Origin of the sequence: Cupriavidus pauculus, from assembly GCF_002858765.1 — a bacterium.
In the GTDB taxonomy this organism is placed as follows: domain Bacteria; phylum Pseudomonadota; class Gammaproteobacteria; order Burkholderiales; family Burkholderiaceae; genus Cupriavidus; species Cupriavidus pauculus_B.
In genome coordinates this window covers 90,962-108,826 of sequence record NZ_PJRP01000020.1, presented here as the reverse complement: position 1 = coordinate 108,826, position 17,865 = coordinate 90,962, and the positions used below count along the sequence as shown (strand labels likewise).

At 66.5% G+C, this 17,865-nt stretch carries 16 protein-coding genes; 8 read left to right on the top strand and 8 right to left on the bottom strand.

Going from position 1 to position 17,865, the window contains the following annotated elements:
- Positions 1-47: 47 nt before the first annotated feature.
- Together CYJ10_RS29035 and CYJ10_RS29030 are read left to right on the top strand one after the other, a co-directional pair.
- The gene (locus tag CYJ10_RS29035) at positions 48-2,381 is read left to right on the top strand and encodes a patatin-like phospholipase family protein (RefSeq protein ID WP_257993585.1); all 2,334 of its coding nucleotides are present in this window, start codon (positions 48-50) and stop codon (positions 2,379-2,381) included.
- A 242-nt stretch (positions 2,382-2,623) separates the two neighbouring features.
- On the top strand, positions 2,624-3,472 hold the full coding sequence (locus tag CYJ10_RS29030) for an IclR family transcriptional regulator domain-containing protein (protein ID WP_101684888.1): 849 nt from the start codon (positions 2,624-2,626) through the stop codon (positions 3,470-3,472).
- 25 nt (positions 3,473-3,497) lie between these two features.
- Here CYJ10_RS29030 and CYJ10_RS29025 read toward each other — a convergent pair whose 3' ends face one another.
- Together CYJ10_RS29025 and CYJ10_RS29020 are read right to left on the bottom strand one after the other, a co-directional pair.
- Complete coding sequence (locus CYJ10_RS29025; protein ID WP_101684887.1) at positions 3,498-4,292, bottom strand: flagellar brake protein; 795 nt, start codon at positions 4,290-4,292, stop codon at positions 3,498-3,500.
- A gap of 212 nt (positions 4,293-4,504) precedes the next feature.
- Entirely contained in the window at positions 4,505-5,419 is a 915-nt protein-coding gene (locus CYJ10_RS29020; RefSeq protein WP_101684917.1) for a LysR substrate-binding domain-containing protein, read from the bottom strand.
- A gap of 137 nt (positions 5,420-5,556) precedes the next feature.
- Here CYJ10_RS29020 and CYJ10_RS29015 point away from each other — a divergent pair, with 137 nt between their 5' ends.
- Positions 5,557-6,180, top strand: coding sequence for a LysE family translocator (locus CYJ10_RS29015; protein ID WP_101684886.1), 624 nt, complete (start codon positions 5,557-5,559; stop codon positions 6,178-6,180).
- Here the strand turns inward: CYJ10_RS29015 and thpR are convergent.
- Genes thpR through CYJ10_RS29000 form a run of 3 tightly spaced genes read right to left on the bottom strand, consistent with a single transcriptional unit; the run spans position 6,164 to position 8,837 of the window.
- Positions 6,164-6,712: an RNA 2',3'-cyclic phosphodiesterase gene (gene thpR / locus CYJ10_RS29010; RefSeq protein WP_101684885.1), complete on the bottom strand. Its 549-nt coding sequence runs from the start codon at positions 6,710-6,712 to the stop codon at positions 6,164-6,166. The genes CYJ10_RS29015 and thpR overlap by 17 nt on opposite strands.
- Positions 6,713-6,726: 14 nt before the next feature.
- A complete protein-coding gene (locus CYJ10_RS29005; RefSeq protein ID WP_101684884.1) occupies positions 6,727-7,278 on the bottom strand; it encodes a methylated-DNA--[protein]-cysteine S-methyltransferase in 552 nt (183 codons plus the stop codon).
- Complete coding sequence (locus CYJ10_RS29000; protein WP_101684916.1) at positions 7,275-8,837, bottom strand: DNA-3-methyladenine glycosylase 2 family protein; 1,563 nt, start codon at positions 8,835-8,837, stop codon at positions 7,275-7,277. Before CYJ10_RS29000 ends, CYJ10_RS29005 begins: the two co-directional genes overlap by 4 nt.
- Before the next feature lie 188 nt (positions 8,838-9,025).
- Here CYJ10_RS29000 and CYJ10_RS28995 point away from each other — a divergent pair, with 188 nt between their 5' ends.
- Entirely contained in the window at positions 9,026-11,890 is a 2,865-nt protein-coding gene (locus CYJ10_RS28995) for a M16 family metallopeptidase (protein WP_101684883.1), read from the top strand.
- A gap of 109 nt (positions 11,891-11,999) precedes the next feature.
- Positions 12,000-12,371, top strand: a complete 372-nt coding sequence (locus tag CYJ10_RS28990; RefSeq protein ID WP_101684882.1) for a PHA-granule associated protein 4 — start codon at positions 12,000-12,002, stop codon at positions 12,369-12,371.
- Between the two features lie 37 nt (positions 12,372-12,408).
- On the opposite strand, the gene CYJ10_RS28985 is transcribed toward CYJ10_RS28990, so the two are convergent.
- The 3 genes from CYJ10_RS28985 to CYJ10_RS28975 all read right to left on the bottom strand — a co-directional run bounded on the left by CYJ10_RS28985 (position 12,409) and on the right by CYJ10_RS28975 (position 14,613).
- Complete coding sequence (locus CYJ10_RS28985) at positions 12,409-12,954, bottom strand: hypothetical protein (RefSeq protein ID WP_101684881.1); 546 nt, start codon at positions 12,952-12,954, stop codon at positions 12,409-12,411.
- Positions 12,955-12,998: 44 nt separating this feature from the next.
- Entirely contained in the window at positions 12,999-14,156 is a 1,158-nt protein-coding gene (locus CYJ10_RS28980) for an acyl-CoA dehydrogenase family protein (RefSeq protein ID WP_101684880.1), read from the bottom strand.
- A 124-nt stretch (positions 14,157-14,280) separates the two neighbouring features.
- Positions 14,281-14,613 (bottom strand): hypothetical protein, encoded by a 333-nt coding sequence (locus CYJ10_RS28975; RefSeq protein WP_101684879.1) that lies wholly within the window; start codon positions 14,611-14,613, stop codon positions 14,281-14,283.
- 385 nt (positions 14,614-14,998) lie between these two features.
- Here CYJ10_RS28975 and CYJ10_RS28970 point away from each other — a divergent pair, with 385 nt between their 5' ends.
- The 3 genes from CYJ10_RS28970 to CYJ10_RS28960 all read left to right on the top strand — a co-directional run bounded on the left by CYJ10_RS28970 (position 14,999) and on the right by CYJ10_RS28960 (position 17,854).
- Positions 14,999-16,312, top strand: a complete 1,314-nt coding sequence (locus tag CYJ10_RS28970) for an MFS family transporter (protein WP_101684878.1) — start codon at positions 14,999-15,001, stop codon at positions 16,310-16,312.
- Between the two features lie 87 nt (positions 16,313-16,399).
- The gene (locus CYJ10_RS28965) at positions 16,400-17,344 is read left to right on the top strand and encodes a LysR family transcriptional regulator (protein ID WP_101684877.1); all 945 of its coding nucleotides are present in this window, start codon (positions 16,400-16,402) and stop codon (positions 17,342-17,344) included.
- A 33-nt stretch (positions 17,345-17,377) separates the two neighbouring features.
- Positions 17,378-17,854, top strand: a complete 477-nt coding sequence (locus tag CYJ10_RS28960; protein ID WP_101684876.1) for an aminoacyl-tRNA deacylase — start codon at positions 17,378-17,380, stop codon at positions 17,852-17,854.
- Positions 17,855-17,865: the final 11 nt, after the last annotated feature.

Genomic DNA, 17,865 nt, shown 5'->3' with positions numbered 1-17,865 from the left:
GCTAGTGTGATGGCGCCGAGCCGGTACACGGCGGACTGCCTATTGCCATGGACACTGCCACGCGCGTCACTTCCGCATTGCATCGGTCCGCCGCAGGCCTGGCGGCAATGCTGGCCTGCGCCGCCGCCATTGCAGCCGACGCGGGTCGCCAGCTGATGCCGCCGCCCAACCCGGCACCCACCGCGCCGCCGGTCCTGACCCCCGCCACGCCAGACAAGCCCATTGCCCGCCCGGCGCTGCAGCCACATCCGGACGGACGGCCGCGCATCTGCGTGGTGCTGTCCGGCGGCGGCGCGCGCGGCGCGGCGCATATCGGGGTGCTGAAGGTGCTGGAATCCCTACGCGTGCCGGTGGACTGCATCGCCGGCACCAGCATGGGGTCCCTGGTCGGCGGCGCGTACGCCACAGGCATGAGCACCGCCGATATGGAAAAGCTTGTGGGCGGCCTGTCGACCGATGCACTGTTCAAGGAACGGCCGCCACGCCAGGACCTGGCCATCCGCCGCAAGATCGAGGATCACACCAACCTCGTGACGCCCGAGATCGGGGTACGGTCGGACGGGCTGCTGCTGCCAAAGGGGGTGGTGTCCGGCGTGCAGCTCGAAACCGTGCTGCGCCAGTTGGCCAACGCGCCCGGCTATCGCGATTTCAACGCGCTGCCGATTCCCTATCGTGCGGTGGCCACCGATCTGGTGGCCGGCACGCCCGTGGTCTTCAGCGAGGGCGAACTGGCCAACGTCATGCGCGCCAGCATGTCGGTGCCCGGCGCGGTGGCGCCCACCGAGTACGAAGGCCGGCTGCTGGTCGACGGCGGGCTCACCGACAACCTGCCCGTGGACGTGGCGCGCGCCATGGGCGCCGACATCGTCATCGCAGTGAACTTGGGCACGCCTCTGATGAAGCGCGAGGAACTGACCTCACTGATCGGGGTGACCGGGCAGATGCTCAATATCCTGACCGAGCAGAACGTGCGCACGTCGCTGGCGTCGCTGAAGCCGACCGACATCCTGATCGAACCGGCCCTGGGCGATTTCTCCGCAGGCGACTTCAACCACCTGCCCAAGACCATTCCGATCGGCGAAGCCGCCGCGCGCCAGGTGGCCGACCGGCTGTCCGCACTGGCGCTGCCGGAGGACCAGTACGCCGCCCTGCGCGTGGCGCAGCGCGCCCTGCCCCCGCCCGACCTGCGTCCGGTCGACGAGATCCGCTTCGCGCCGCTGGAGCGCGTCAACCCGGCCTTTGCGGCTGGCACCATGGAAACCCGCCCCGGCGAGCCGATCACACAGGCCACGCTGGACCGCGACATGCGGCGCCTGTTCGGCACCGGCGATTTCGAGCACGTGAACTACCGCTTTCTGGAGGAACCGGGCAAGCGGGTGCTGAATGTGGATGCCATCGAAAAGAGCTATGGGCCCGACTACCTGCGCTTCGGGCTGGGCCTGAGTTCGGACTTCCGTGGCAACGCCTTCTTCAACCTGCTGGCCAGCTATCGCCGCACTTGGCTGAATTCGCTCGGCGCCGAATGGCGCAACGACGTGCAGGTGGGCCAGACATCGAGCCTGGTCAGCGAGTTCTACCAGCCGCTCGATACGCGCCAGCGGTTCTTCGTGGCGCCGCGCATCGAACTGGAACGCCGCCCCGTCAATGTGTTCAGCGGCGACAGCAAGATCGCCGAATACGATCTGCGCCGCACCGATTTCGCGTTCGATGTGGGCAGCCAGTTCACCAAATACGGCGAAGCGCGGCTGGGCGTGCTGATCGGGCACCAGAACGTGTCGCTGTCCACCGGCCCGGAATCGCTCGCACCGACTACCGGCAGCGACGTGCAGCGGCGCGCCATCACCGGCCGGCTACTGTTCGACCAGCTCGACAGCATCAACTTTCCGCGTTTTGGCTACGGCGGATCGATCAACGTGTTCTCGTCGCAGGCCAGCATGGGGGCCACCGATACCTACACGAAGGGCGAACTGACGGCCACGGGCGCGTATTCGTTCGGCCGCAGCACGGTGAACCTGGGCATCCGCGCCGGCAGCAATATTGGCGGGCCGGGGCTGCCCCGCTACGACCTGTTCCAGTGGGGCGGCTTCCTGCAGCAGTCCGGCTACAGCACCGGCCAGCTGATTGGCGGCAATATCCAGTTCGCCCGGCTGGTCTACTACAACAAGCTCGCCAAGCAGACGCTGCTGGAAGGCGTCTACGCAGGTGCGTCGCTCGAAATCGGCCGCGTGGGCGCACCGCTGGTGCCGGGCAGTCCCACCGGCGCGCTGAAATCGGGGTCGCTGTTCCTGGGTGTGGACAGCCCGGTCGGCCCGTTCTACCTGGCTTTCGGGCGGGCGGCCGGCGGTCAATACGCGTTCTACCTGTTCCTGGGCAAGCCGTAGCCGGCAGAAAGACAAGCGACATGGCGCCCGTGCCACAAAGTGCGGCACACCCTACGTTAGTTGTATGTAATGTCTCTGTGCGGCTCTCTATACTCGACGATGTCGGCTGGACCCCCGTCTTGCCCGATAACCCCCTTCCCCGGTCGCCGCCCCAATCGGCGACATTTTTTTGTCCGGAATTCGGCAATTCACGTGCCGGAGCGTTAAGATGCGCGATTATCGAACAGCGCATCGCCCCTGCCATGGACGCCCCCAATCCCATCCATCTCAAGCCAGCCCAGGCCGACACCGTCCGCGCCGCCCATCCGCCGGCCGATATTCTGAACAGCTTTGCCGGGGATCCGAACTTCATGCTGTCGCTGGCGCGCGGCCTGACCGTGCTGGAGGCGTTCTCGGAGCGCAAGCGGCCGCTGACGATCTCGCAGGTGGCCCAGCGCACGCAGCTGTCGCGCGCATCGGTGCGGCGCTGTCTCTATACGCTGGAGCAACTGGGATACGTGAGCCAGCAGGACGGGCACTTTGCCCTGCGGCCGCGCGTGCTGCACCTGGGACATGCCTATTTCTCGTCGACGTCGCTGGTGTCGTCGGCGCAGCCCATTCTCGACACGCTGAGCGCACGCGTGCACGAGACGTCGGCGCTAGCCATCCTGGATGGCATCGACATCCTGTACCTGGTGCGCTCCGAGGTGCATCGCGTGCTGACCCACGCGCTGGGCATGGGCAGCCGGTTGCCGGCCTATTGCACGTCGACGGGCCGCCTGCTGTTGGCCCACCAGCCGGACGCCGTGCTCGAAGCGTTCTTCGAGCATGCCGAACTGCGCCCGCGCACGCTGCTGACCAAGGTGTCGCGGCCAGAGCTGGAAACGGCGTTCCAGCGCGCACGCGAGCTGGACTATGTGCTGATCGACGAGGAACTGGAGCCCGGGCTGCGCGCGATTGCCGTGCCGGTGCGTGCCCAGACGGGCATGGTGGTGGCGGCCATCAGCGTGAGCGTGAAGGCCAACAAGGTATCGGAATCCGAAATGATCGCGCGGCTGCTCGGCCCCATGCGCGAGGCGGCAGCCGCGATCGGCAAGCTGGTAGGAAGCTGACCGCCGTTGACGGCAGCGCCGGGGTTCAGCCCCGGTGCGCCAGTTCCAGCTGGAACACCAGGCGCTGCAGGAAGTTTTCCATGCGTCCGTCCGGATTCAGGAACGCGCAGCCGTAGTGGTGGACGGTATTGTCGTCAAACCCGACCAGCCAGTGGCCCACCACCTGCATGTCCAGCTCAAGCCGGCCCAGCTCGGCAAAATCGAGGCGGCACTTCTTGATGACCGTGCCCACCGGCAGCTGGTCGGCACCCACCTGGCGTGAACGCAGGCCCACACCCGACAGCGAAAGGTCGGCGATATCGAGTTGCAGGGTGGACTTGTCGGCCGACTCCGGCAGCATGATTTCGCAGCGATAGCCCTTGGTCAGCAGCGTGCGGGCGCGGAAATGGCGGCGGCGCTGGAAGTGGTAGAGCTTTTCGGGGAAGTCGGCGATAAAGGCCGGGCCACCCTCGAAGCGCGTAGCACCGGGCGTGCCCACTATGAAGTTCACCGGCACGCCGCGCAGCAGGCCAGAAAAGGCATTCTTTTCCGATCCCATCAGCGCCTGGCGTTCGCCATCGGCGCGGCACCAGTCAAAAATGAACGTCTTGTTGGCCGGGTCGACATGCAGGATCGACGTCACGATCTCCGAGCCGTTGCGCGAGCGTACGTTCAGCAGGCACTTCTGCCAGGCCATGTCGCGCAGTACCGTGCCGATCTGCGAGCTGTGCGTCAGCCGGTAGCGCTCATCGGAATGCGAAGAGTCACGCTCGTCGGGCTCGCCCTCGAACTGGGACAAGGATTGGCCTGCCAGCGGCCCGCGGGGATCTTGAAGACTCATGGAATACGCTACTTCTAATAGTGGTTGCGCCGCGGATCGCCAGGGCGGGGACGCAACGGTTCTGTCAGCGCGCGGCGCGTCAGCCGCCGCATGGTAAGCGCGCCACCCTAGCGGCGCAAGCATATGCCATGGCCTTCGGCAAAATACGACGTAACTTTAGCAACCGACTTCCGTGGGGTAGCTTCCGCTGCGCTTTCGGCATGATTGGCCTGTCACCCGACGGGCGTGTTCGCCACCCCGGCTTTCGGCCGCATCAGTTCGGCGCGCAGCCAGCGCAAAAGCGCGGCGCGGCGCGGATCCCTGGCAAACGGCACGGGGGAAATCAGGTGGTACGCCGACCCATCGGGCACAAACCCGTGCGGCGCGATCAACCGGCCATCGGCCAGTTCGTCGGCGGCCATCCACTCGGATGCCACGGCCCAGCCCAACCCGGCAGCGGCGGCCTGCAGGCTCAGGTAGAAGTGTTCGTACCAGGCGTCGCGCTGCCCAGCCAGGCCGCTTTCAGGCGCCCCCGGCAGCGTCACCCCGGCGCTGCGGGCCCAGCGCTGCCACGCATCGGGCCGCGTGCGGGTATGTAGCCTGACGGCGTCGGACGCGTCGGCAAGGGCGGCTGATGCCCGGTCGGGCCGGCAGACCGGCCCCACCCGCTCGGGCGCCAGTTCGCTGGTGTGCCACTGCGGATCGAACGCGAAGTCATTACGCCGCAGTGCAACATCGATGCCCTGCGCGGCAAATTCCACCGGGCCGCCGGCGGCCATCAGGTGCAACGCAATGTCGGGATGTGCGGCCGAGAATCGCCCGAGCCGCGGAATCAGCCAGCGCATGGCAATGGTGGGCTCGCACGACAGCACCAGCGCCGCGTTCGGCGCCGGCGCGCGGATCCGCTCGGCCGCCGCCGCCAGCAGATCCATCGATTGCGTGGCCGCCTCATGCAGCGTCTGGCCCGCTTCGGTCAGGAATACCGCCCGGTTGCGCCGCTCGAACAGGGGCACGCCCAGCGCGTCCTCCAGTTGCCGGATCTGGCGGCTGATCGCGCCGTGCGTCAGGTGCAGCTCGTCCGCCGCGCGGGCGAAATTCTGATGCCGCGCCGCCGCCTCGAAAAAGCGAATCCAGCCCAGCCAGTGCATCGAAGCCATGCGATCAGTCAGTTTTTATCACGGAATTACGCCAGTATAAATCGCTTTGCGTACCCGTTTCTGCGAGACAGAATGGCGCCAGCCAACAAAGCCCGGCCACCCTCTTCCGCAACGAAAACTGACCAGAAATGACCCCGCTCACCGAACTGGCCGCCGTCGCCACCATCACCGTCCTGGCCGTCATCAGTCCGGGGCCGGATTTCGCCATGGTCACCCGCAACAGCTATCTGTTCGGCCGGCGCACCGGGCTGCTGTGCGCGCTGGGCATCGCCCTGGGCGTGCAGGTGCATGTGGCCTATACGATGTTCGGCGTGTCGCTGCTGATCGCCCATGCCCATGGGGTGTTGTCGGTCATCAAGCTGCTCGGCGCCGGCTATCTGGTGTGGATCGGCCTCCAGACGCTGCGCAACCGCACGGCGGTCAGTGTGGATACCACGGCCGCGCCGGCCATTTCCGGTGCGGCGGCCTGCCGCATGGGCTTTCTGACCAACGCGCTGAACCCGAAGACCACGCTGTTCGTGGTCAGCACCTACACGCAGGTGGTCAGCCCCCATACGCCGCTGGCGGCCCAGTTCGGCTATGGCTTGTTCATGTCGCTGGTGCACCTGGTCTGGTTCGGCATCGTCGCGTGGTGCTTCGGATCCCCGACGCTGCGCGCGGCCCTGCTGCGACGCCAGCGGCTGCTGGACCGGGTCATCGGTACGACGTTGTGCGGGCTTGGGGTTGCGCTGGGCGTCAGCAATCTGGGCTGATCGCCCGATAGGTGTCGCGCACGGCGTGCTGCGCACCTTCCGGGCCAAGAACGCTCTCGTAGAGCAGGAATCGGTCGACTTGCCATGGCGGCGGCGCCAGATCGCGGAATGCGCCAAGCCAATCGCGCAAAAGGGGCTCGGGCGCCCCCGGACGGCAGCGCGCCAGGGTCAGATGCGGCCGAAAGCGACGCGGGTCAGGCGCGATGCCCAGGGTGTCGAGCGCCGCGCTCACTGCATCGACCAGACCCTGCAAGGGCGCCGATTCGGCCAGTCCGGCCCAGAGTATCGAACCCTGACGGCCCCGAAACCGGCCCACGCCACTGACCTGCAGCACCAGGGGCCGGGCAGCCACGGCATGCAGCGCCTGCGCAATGGCCGCTATGGCCGCCGCATCGCATTCGCCCAGAAAGCGCAGTGTCAGGTGCAGCTGCGCGGTGGGCGTGGGCCGGATATCGCGATGGGCGGGCAGGGTTTGCAGCAACGCGTCTGCCAGCGCGGCCGGCGTGTCGATCGCGATGAAAAGCCGCGGCACCGCTCAGGCACCGATCAATACAGCGCCAATGCGGCCTGGCCCGCCTGCGCGTGACCGGGGCCATCCACGTCCCCGGCTTGCAGCACACCCTCCAGACCCAGTAGCGCGCGCTTGCGGTCGACCCCGCCCGCGTACCCGGTCAGCGCCCCCGACGCGCCCAGCACGCGATGGCACGGCACGATGACCGATAGCGGATTGCGTCCCACCGCCCCACCCACCGCACGCGAATGGCTCGGCGGCAGGCCCAGGCCGGCGCCCAGTTGCCCGTACGTCGACGTTTCTCCAAATTCGATGTCGCACAGGGCCTGCCAGATGCGTTGCTGGAACGCACTGCCGGCAAACCGGATCGGCACGGTGAACGTGTGCAGCCTGCCGTCGAAGTAGGCGTCGAGTTCTTGCGCCGCCTGCGCCAGCACGCGTGCGTCGGCGTCGGATTCCGGCGCCGTGGCGCGGGTTTGGCTGGGGTAGTACTTCTGCCCCGCGAAGAACACGCCCGTCAGCAGGCCGTCTTGCGCCCGCAGCAGGATGTTGCCCAGCGGGCTGTCGATGATCAGATAGCTGTTCATGCTGCTTCTTCCTCGCTGTTCTTGATGTTGCTGTCCTTGATGTCGATGCTGTCGCCGCCGGCGCCTGGCGCCAGCGCACCGTCCTTGATTTCCTCGTAGCGATGCCACAGGTGGATCGCCGCGTAGGCGCGCCACGGCGCCCATTGCGCCGTCCTGGCCTGCATCGCCCGTACGGTGCTGACGTCCAGCACCTTGCGCAGGGCGTAGTCGGTGCCCGGGAAGGCATCGGGCCAGCCCAGCGCCCGCATGGCCACGTATTGCGCCGTCCAGTCGCCAATGCCGTCGATCTCGCACAGCCGCGCCACGGTGTCTTCGGGCGCCGCGTGCGGGTCGAGCCGGATCTCCCCGGCCGCCACCTGCCGCGCCAGCGCCCGGATCGCGCGGATCTTCGGCACCGACACGCCGGCCGCCTGGTAATCGGAATCGGGCAGCGCGGCCAGTGCCTGGGCGGTCGGAAAGGCATGGGTCACGGGCGCCGCCTGGCTGGCATCGACCGGATTCACCAGACCGGCCAATGCCTGCGCCGGCAATGGTTCGCCGGCGATGCGCACCAGCCGCGCCAGGATGCGGCGCGCCTGCACCACCGAAATCACCTGCCCGACGATGGCCCGCACCGCGATTTCCAGCCCGTCGAACGTGCCCGGCAGGCGCATGCCCGGCGTGCCCGCCGCCAGTTCGCCCAGGTGGGCGTCGACGATGTCGGGCCGGCAGCCCAGATCGCACAGACGGCGCACCTTGCCCAGGGCCTGCGGAATCACGTGCGCCAGCGAGCCGGACAACGTCACCCGCACCACCGTGCGCTTGGGCACATGTTCCAGCCGCACCCAGCCCAGATGCCGGTGGCCGCCAGCCTCGATCGCGATGCTGCGCGTGTAGACGCCAGCGTGGCATTGGTCGATCCCGTCCACCTCCCGCACGGCCAGGAAGCGGAGCCACTCCGCCCAGGCCAGCGGTGGCCGGTATCCCAGCTCGAAAACTAGCCGATCTGCCATGCCATCGGCCGCGCGCTTGCGCATGGCCAGCGGCGTCAGGCCATACCGCTCCTTGAGCACATCGTTGAAGCGGCGCACGCTGCCGAACCCGGCCGCCAGCGCCACTTCGGTCACGGGCAGCACGGTATCGGTCAACAGGCGCTTGGCAAGCAGCAGCTTCTGCGTCTGCGCGTACTCATGCACCGACACGCCGAACTCGGCGTCGAACAGCCGGCGCAGGTGACGCTCCGTCACGCCGATCCGCGCGGCCAGTTGCGCCACGCCGGCGCCGGCCATGAAGCCCTCGTCGATCAGCGTGGCCGCGGCCTGCGCCAGCCGTCCGGAAATATCGGCCAGGCCATGCCCCGGCGCCAGTTCCGGCCGGCAGCGCAGGCACGGCCGGAAGCCATGCTTTTCCGCTGCCGCGGCGGATTCGTAGAACGTGCAGTTTTCGCGCTTCGGCGTGCGCACCGCGCAGATCGGCCGGCAATACACGCCCGTGGACGACACGCCTACGAAGAAGCGTCCGTCGAAGCGGCGGTCGTGTGATGCCACGGCCTTGTAGCAGGTGTCGGGATCGAGTTCCATGGCATGCATCCTACGCCAGAGCGGCGTCTCGAATGCGCTGGAATCGGACATTCTCCTGAAGTCGTTTTGAATGAACTACGACGTACTTTGCCCACGATTCTGAAAGTGCGGTCGCCCGCGTTGCATGGCACGCCGCTGGGGCTAGAATCTGCTCACCCGCGGCGTTGCGTGCCGCCTCTGGAGTTTGCATGAACCGTCGTCCCGTTGTCGGCCTGACCCATATTGCCGGTATTGCCCTGGCCATCGTATGCGGCCTGACTATCCCTGCTGCCCAGGCGGCGCGCACCGGTCCGCTGACGGCACCGCCGTCCGCCGCGCCAGTGGCGCGCGCCACGCCGGTCACCACCGTGGAAGGCATCACCGAATACCGGCTGCCCAACGGCCTGCGCATCCTGCTGGCACCCGACGATGCGCAGCCCACCACCACGGTCAACATGACCTACCTGGTGGGCAGCCGCCATGAGAACTACGGCGAAACGGGCATGGCGCACCTGCTGGAACACCTGCTGTTCAAGGGCACGCCGTCGCTGCCGGGCAAGACCATTCCGACCGAGTTCGCACGGCGCGGCATGCAGTACAACGGCACCACGAACCAGGACCGTACCAATTTCTTCGAGACCTTCGCGGCCAGCGATGACAACCTCGACTGGGCGCTGCGCATGGAGGCCGACCGCATGGTCAACAGCTTCGTGGCGCGCAAGGACCTGGACAGCGAAATGACCGTGGTGCGCAACGAAATGGAGATTGGCGAGAACAATCCCATGCGCATGCTGCAGCAGCAGATGTACGCGGCCGCCTACCGCTGGCACAACTACAGCAAGGCCGTCATCGGCGCGCGCAGCGACGTGGAGCGCGTGGGCATCGACAATCTGCAGGCGTTCTATCGCCGCTACTACCAGCCCGACAACGCCGTGCTGGTAGTCACCGGGCAGTTCGACGCGGCGCGCACGCTCGCGCGGATCGAACAGGCCTTTGGCCCGATTCCGCGTCCGACGCGCGTGCTGCCGTCCGAATACACCGTCGAGCCGGCCCAGGAAGGCGCGCGCGAACTGACGCTGGTGCGCCCTGGCGACAGCAGCATCGTGTCGGCGATGTACCACGTGGCACCGGGCGCGCACCCCGACATCACCGCGCTGGACATGCTGGCGGTCATCCTGGCGGACACGCCGGGCGGCCGGCTCGAACGCAGCCTGGTGGACACCCGCAAGGCGGCGTGGCAGGGGTCGTTCTTCACGTCGATGAAGGACCCCGGCGTCATCCAGTTTGCGGCGGGCACCAGCAAGAACCGCCCGATCGAGCCAGTGCGCGATGCGCTGATCGCCACCGTGGAGGGCGTCGCGACGCAGCCGGTCACCGACGAGGAAATCGAGCGCGCCCGCGTGCGGCTGCGCAATGCCTATGAAAAAACGCTGAACGATCCGGCGGCCTACGGTGTGGCGTTGTCCGGGGCCATCGCCAAGGGCGACTGGCGGCTGTTCTTCATCAACCGCGACCGCGTAGAGACCACCACGCGGGCCGACGTGCAGCGCGTGGCCGAAAACTACTTCCGCCCCGCCAACCGCACGGTCGGCGAATTCGTGCCGGGGGACAAGCCACAACTGGCCGCCATCCCGGCCGCACCGGACCTGGCCACGTTGACGCAGCACTATACGGGCAAGCCGGCGGCGCAGGCGGTGGCCGCCTTCGATCCGAGCCCCGCCAACATCGACGCCCATACCGTGCGGCAGACGCTGCCCAATGGCATGCAGCTCGCGTTGTTGTCCAAGCCCACGCGCGGCGGCGCCGTCAATGGCACGCTGATCCTGCGCATTGGCAACCTGCAGGCGTTACAGGGCAAGAACCTGGTGGGGTCGCTGACCGGCGCCATGCTCGACCGCGGCGCCGGTGCGTTCACCCGGCAACAGATTGCCGACCGCCTTGAAGCGCTGAAAGCCAACGTGTCGATCTCCGGCGGCGACGAACGGCTGACCGTCCGCTTCGACACGCGGCGCGAATACCTGCCCGACCTGCTGGCGCTGCTGCGCACCGTGCTGCGCATGCCAACCTTCCCTGGCAATGAACTGGAGACGTTGCGGGCCAGCAGCATCGCCGGCATCGAAAGCCAGCGTAAGCAACCCAATGCACTGGCGCCGAATGCCCTGGGGCGCCACGGCAATCCGTACCCGCCCGGCGACCCGCGCTACACGCCGACGTTTGACGAAAGCGTGGCCGACCTGCGCGCCATATCGATAACGGACCTGCGGGATTTCCATGCGCGGTTTTATGGCGCGGAGCGTGCGCAACTAGCGATTGTTGGCGATTTCGATGTCAACGACGCGGTCCGGCAGGCCGGCTTCCTGTTCGGCGACTGGCGTGCCCAGGTGCCTTTCGAGCGGGTGGACCGGCCGTTCGTGGCAATTCCCGCCACCGAATTCACGCTCGATACGCCGGGCAAGGCCAATGCGGTCTATCTGGCCTCGCAGCCTGTGGATTTGGTCAGCGACTCGCCCGACTACCCGCTGATGCTGATCGCGAGCCGCGTGTTCGGCGGCACCGGCATGCGCAGCCGGCTGGCCGACCGCCTGCGGCAGCTCGACGGTATCAGCTATGGGGTGTCCAGCTCGCTGTCGATTGGCGCGCTGGATCGCGCGGGCCGGTTCGGGCTGTGGGCGGCCTATGCCCCGCAGAACCTGCCGCGCCTGCGCAAGGCCGTCGATGAAGAAATGGCCCGCTTTATCCGCGACGGCGTCACGGCCAGCGAACTGGCCGAAGCCGTCAGTGGCCTGCTGCAGCAGGGCATGGTCAGCCGCACGCGCGACGGCGCATTGGCCGGCACGCTGGCCAACCAGGCGTACCTGGGCCGGACCATGGCGCACACGGCGGCCATCGAGGAAGGCATCCGCACGGCCACGCCCGCCGCCGTCAATGCCGCGATCCGGCGCTACCTGGGTCCGGCGATGCTGACGCAGGCATTCGCCGGCGATTTCGGCGCCGGCCCGACGGCGCCTGCGGCGGTTCCTGCCGAGCCCGCGACACCGGCAGCCGCGGCACCGCCGGACGCCAGCAAGCCTTGAGACCTTGGCGCCACTTGATTCGTATGCGCCCTTTGAGCCGCCCAGGACCTTGAGACAATGGCCCGGACACTGTATATTTATACAGTCTTTCTTGACGCTTGAGGTGTGGATGTCAATTGTGCGAGCTGGCAGCAAGGCGGAAGCCATCAGGCTTCTGGCCTCGGAGCAGGCGCTTGGTCTTGAGCTGGACTATGAGACGGGATGGCAGGACGCCATCGAACTCGGCCGGCTTGGCGAGAAGCGCGGCATCAAGGTGCAATACCGCGGACAGGAAAGTATCGCCGTCCGCTCACGCGAAGCCCTGCAGGAAGGGCTGGGCAGGCCCAAGACCACGTTCCGGCAGCGCAATCTGTACTGCCAGTTCGACCTGGGCCTGCTGGCCGACCGGGAATTGCTGGATCTCGAAGCCAAGGCATCGCGCCTTGGCGACTACATCCTGGCGGGCCATCTGCTACGCGAAGTCGACACGGTCTGGGCCTGAGCCCGGATCATGGGGTAGCGCCACGCGCGTCACGGGCTTACTGCCAGACGCGCGTGGCGCCGGCCCAGCGCGCGGCCGCCGACACGTGCATCAGCGCGCAGTCGGCTTCCGTGGCGGGCATGGCGGGTTCGGCAGCGGTTGTCACGTTGGAGCAAAGCACGGCCGTGACCAGCGTCTTGATATGGCCGCGCCCGGAATCGGCAAGCTCGGCCAGGCGGTCGTAGCCATCGAGCACGATCAGGCTGTCGCCTGCCCGTGGGTCGAGGTCCAGCGAATAAAGGTGGTCGCATTCGCAACGCATGGTGCCGCCGGCCACCGCCACGACGATGGCACTGGGCAGCGCCAGCCCGCAATCGTGGACGGCGTGGCGCAGACGGTCCAGATGCGCCTGGGCGCGATAGTCGCGGGCCGAATGCGCCGGCTCGGGGCCGGTCGACAGGGCCATCAACATGTCGGCCGACACGACCAGCGTATAGGCCTGCAACGTGGTGCGATACGTGGCCACCACGGCCCGGAGCCGATGCACCGCGCCGTGGTCTGCAGCGACCGCCCCCCGTGGGGCCGCAACCTGGATCTTGCTCATCCTGTCTCCTATCCCCTCGGTTCAGTCCGCTGCTGTCAGCCGGATCAGTCGCGCAGCAGCTGCTTGGCGATGATCAGTTGCTGGATCTGCGTGGTGCCTTCGTACAGGCGCAGCAGACGCACGTCGCGGTAGAACCGCTCGGCCTTGTATTCGGCGATGTAGCCGGCGCCGCCGTGGATCTGCACGGCGCGATCGGCCACGCGGCCCACCATTTCGGTACAGAACATCTTGGTGCAGGACGCCAGCATGCTCACTTCGGGGTCGCTCTGGCCGGCCGGCTTGGCGTCGTAGCGCTGGGCGCAGTCGCGCACCATCGACAGGCCTGCGTACAGTTCGGCCTGGCTGTCAGCCAGCATGGCCTGGATCAGCTGGAAGTCGCCAATCGGCTTGCCGAACTGCTTGCGCTCCTTCGCGTAGGCCACTGCATCGGTAATCAGGCGATGCGCCATGCCGCAAGCCAGCGCGGAGATATGCAGGCGGCCACGATCCAGCACCTTCATGGCCGTCTTGAAGCCCACGCCCGGCACGCCGCCGATGATATTCGCGGCCGGCACGCGCACGTTTTCCAGTACCACGTCGCACGTCTTGGTGCCACGCTGGCCCATTTTCTTGTCGGGCTTGCCCAGCGAGATGCCCGGGGTGTCGGCCGGCACGATGAACGACGAGATGCCCGAGGCACCCGGGCCGCCCGTGCGGGCCATCAGCGTGAAGGCGCCGGCGCGCGGCGCGTTGGTGATGAACCGCTTGGTGCCGTTGATGACATAGTGGTCGCCATCGAGATCCGCACGCATCTGCAGCGACGCGGCGTCGGAACCGGCGTTCGGCTCGGTCAGCGCGAAGGAGATGACCAGCTCGCCGCTGGCGATCTTGGGCAGGTAGGTCTGCTTCTGCTCCTCGGTGCCATCCATCAGGATTCCCTGCGAGCCAATGCCCACGTTGGTGCCGAAGACCGAGCGGAAGGCGAATGCCGTATGGCCGAGGTCATAGACCACATCGCATTCCTGCGACATCGACAGGCCGATACCACCGTAGTTTTCCGGGATGGAGATGCCGAACAGGCCCATCTCCTTCATGTCGGCCACGATGTCGGCCGGCACGTCATCGATTTCCTCGAGGGTATCTTCGGCCGGCTTCAGGCGCTCATCGATGAAACGCTGCACGGACGCGCGCAGCAGGGAAAAGGATTCGGCGTCGAGGGCCATGGCAGTCTCCGGGTGAGTCGGTACAACAACAATGGCCGCCAATGGTACGCCGACCATTGATTTTGACAATCCACGTCAACTTGGACAGAACCGTCAATATAATTTGACAATCGGCAAACGAGTCTCAATGATCACATTTCTTGCGAGCCAGCGTTTCACGCGTATAGCCGTGGCTTACCCGCAGTTGATGCTCGATCTCGTCGGCCTGGTCCAAGCAGGAGAACACCAGGTCGTCTCGGAATTTCTGCGTCACCCCCTTGAGTCGCGGGGCGTCATAGGAAATCTGCCGCGCGCGGCAGCGCAGGAACAGCAGCGTCTCCTCGGATGCCGTCCGCAATTGCGCCTGGTTGATGCGCTGGCACTGCACGAGATTGGGATCGCCCTCGGCCAGTGCGGCCGCGGCGGGCAGCCACAGCAAGGGTGCCAGCAGGAATGGCAGGAAGCGCGGATTGGACATTGAAAAGGGAGTTGAAAGGCACGGCGTTCAGAATCGCCCTGCATGATTGCGCAGCCGTGCGGCCCACGCAAGCCAGCCCGGTGACGGAGGTCAGGCCAGTCAGGATTTTCATGCCGGGACGGCGCGCTTTGTAAAAACTCTTTCCAGCCAATCAGACAATGCGGCGCAAAGCCGCTGGTGGCAAGGCATTTGCAACATGCCAGGGCGATTGTGAAAGCCGCCCCCCTTGGGTGACAGGCCGTTCCGCGCTACGCTAGGCGGGCACACGGGCCCGACTTGCGACGCCCCAGTCCGGCATGGCGGTTTTGCCGGTCCACGTCGTACCTCGCTCTCCTCGTCCGTATCCAGCGGCGCCCCCGCCGCCAAGTCAAGAACAGAAGGTCCTATGACAGACATCGCCTCCTCCGCCGTCAACGGCACGGCACCGTCCCCCGAAGAAACCAGAAAGCGCGTCTTTGCCATCGTGGCCGCGTCGTCCGGCAACCTCGTGGAGTGGTTCGACTTCTATATCTATGCCTTCAGCGCGATCTATTTCGCGCCGGCCTTCTTCCCGAAGGGCGACCCCACGGCACAGCTCCTGAACACCGCCGGGGTGTTTGCGGCGGGCTTCCTGATGCGACCGATCGGCGGCTGGCTATTTGGCCGCATCGCGGACCGCAACGGCCGCAAGAATTCGCTGCTGATCTCGGTGGTCATGATGTGCTTCGGCTCGCTGCTGATCGCCTGCCTGCCCACCTACGACACCATCGGCAACTGGGCGCCGGCGCTGCTGCTGGTGGCGCGCCTGCTGCAGGGCCTGTCGGTCGGCGGCGAATACGGCACCACCGCCACGTACATGAGCGAAGTGGCGCTCAAGGGCCGCCGTGGCTTCTTCTCGTCGTTCCAGTACGTGACGCTGATCGGCGGCCAGCTGCTGGCTGTGCTGGTCATTGTGCTGCTGGAGCAGTTGCTGACCGAAGCCGAACTGAAATCCTACGGCTGGCGCATCCCGTTCGTGGTGGGCGCCATCACCGCCGTGGTGGCCCTGTTGCTGCGCCGCACGCTGCATGAGACCACCACCGCGCAGCAGCGCAACAGCAAGGGCGCCGGCACGGTGAGCGAGATCTTCCGCCATCACAAGGCCGCGTTCTTCACGGTGCTCGGCTACACGGCTGGCGGTTCGCTGATCTTCTACACGTTCACCACGTACATGCAGAAGTTCCTGGTCAACACGGCCCACCTGCCGATTAAGACCACCAGCTACGTGATGACGGTCTGCCTGTTCCTCTACATGTGCATGCAGCCGTTCTTCGGCGCGCTGTCCGACCGCATCGGCCGCCGCCACAACATGATGCTGTTCGGCGCGCTGGGCGCCATTGCCACGGTACCGATCCTGACCGCGCTGAAGACGGTGTCGAGCCCCGAAATGGCTGGCCTGCTGATCTGCGTGGCGCTGGCCATCGTCAGCTTCTACACGTCGATCAGCGGCATCGTGAAGGCCGAGATGTTCCCGCCCGAAGTGCGCGCGCTGGGCGTGGGCCTGGCCTACGCCATCGCCAACGCGCTGTTCGGTGGCACGGCCGAATACGTGGCGCTGGCCCTGAAAAAGGCAGGCCAGGAGGACACGTTCTACTGGTATGTCACGGTCATGATGGTGATTGCATTCCTGGTCAGCCTGCGCCTGCCGCGCCAGGCGAAGTACCTGCACCACGAGCACTGAGTCTCCGGAGCCGGGACGCACATCCTCGCCGTCATGGCAAACTGAGGGGCCTTCGGGCCCCTTTTTCATTCCCGCCCCAGTCTCGTCATGGATCTCAACGCCCTGCGCCTGTTCGTCGATATCGTCGACGCCGGCAACCTCAGCGCCGCCGCGCGCAAGCTCAAGATGACGCGCGCCAATGTCAGCTATCACCTGAAAGCGCTGGAGGAAGAACTGGGCGTGCAGCTGCTGCGCCGGACCACGCGCCACGTGGAACCCACGCCCGTCGGCGCCGGACTCTACGAGCATGGCCGCAACATCCTGGGCGAAGTGGCGGCGGCCAATGCGCTGATCAGCAGCATGGGCAAGAGCCTGCAGGGCCATGTGCGGCTGTCGGTACCCACCGGCCTGGGGCACGCCATGCTGTCGCCGCTGCTGGTGCAGTTCAAGCAGCGCTATCCAGACATCACGCTCGACGTGGTGTTCGACAACCGCATCCACAACCTCGTATCCGAGGATGTCGAGGTGGCGCTGCGCATCATCTCGACCCCGCCCGATTCGGTCGTGGCCACAGAGATCGGCACGGTCGACTGGATTGTCTGCGGCGCCCCCGCCTATCTGGCGGGCCGGTCGAAGCCGACAGTGCTGGCCGACCTTGGCGCCCATGCCATCGTCTGCGCATCGCCGATTGGCCAGAAACTGAAGGCTTCGGGTATCCGCCAAGCCACCGGGGAGCGCGAGCAGGTGGTGCTGGCGCCCACGCTAAGCTCAGAGAACTTCGCGTTCCTGAAGGATGCGGTGGTCAGCGGGCTCGGCATCGGCATTTTTCCGCTCTATGCGGTGGGCAGGGATCTGGCGGACGGCACACTCGTGCCGCTGCTGGCCGACTATCGCATCAGCGTGTTCGGCAGCAAGCTCTACATGTTGACGATGCCCAACCGCTACCAGACCATGGCCACGCGCTATCTGCTGACCTTCCTGAAGACCGAGCTGCAGGCAATCTGGCCTCGCATGCCCGGCGACAGTGCCTATAGTGAGAACACTCAGGACTAAACCGCGACCACCCGCGCGGGAAGGAAGACGATCATGGCAATGGCAGGCACCCTGGCTGGCCGGCTCAGCCGCATGAACAGCCGGTTCGACATCATTCGTCACCCCTACAGTCTCAGCAGCATGGCCACGGCGCACGCGGCCCATGTCCCGGGGCACCGTCTGGCCAAGACGTTGCTGCTGGAGGATGAAGGCGGCTACGTGGCCGCCGTGATCCCGTCGAACCACCATCTGCAGCTATCGACCCTCTGCGAGATGACGGGCCGCAAGCTGGTGCTGGCGCACGAGGACGAAATCCGCGAAGTCTTCAAGGATTGCGATCTCGGCGCCATCCCGCCGTGCGCGATGTCGTACGGCATGCAGACCTATGTCGACGAAAGCCTGTTCGCCGAACCGGAAATCTGGTTCGAGGCGGGCGACCACCTGGAGCTGGTCCACATGGACCGCGACCAGTTCATGATGCTGATGGAAGACGCACAGCGCGGCAAGTTCTCGCGCGTGATGATGTCGTAGCCCTCCTCCTG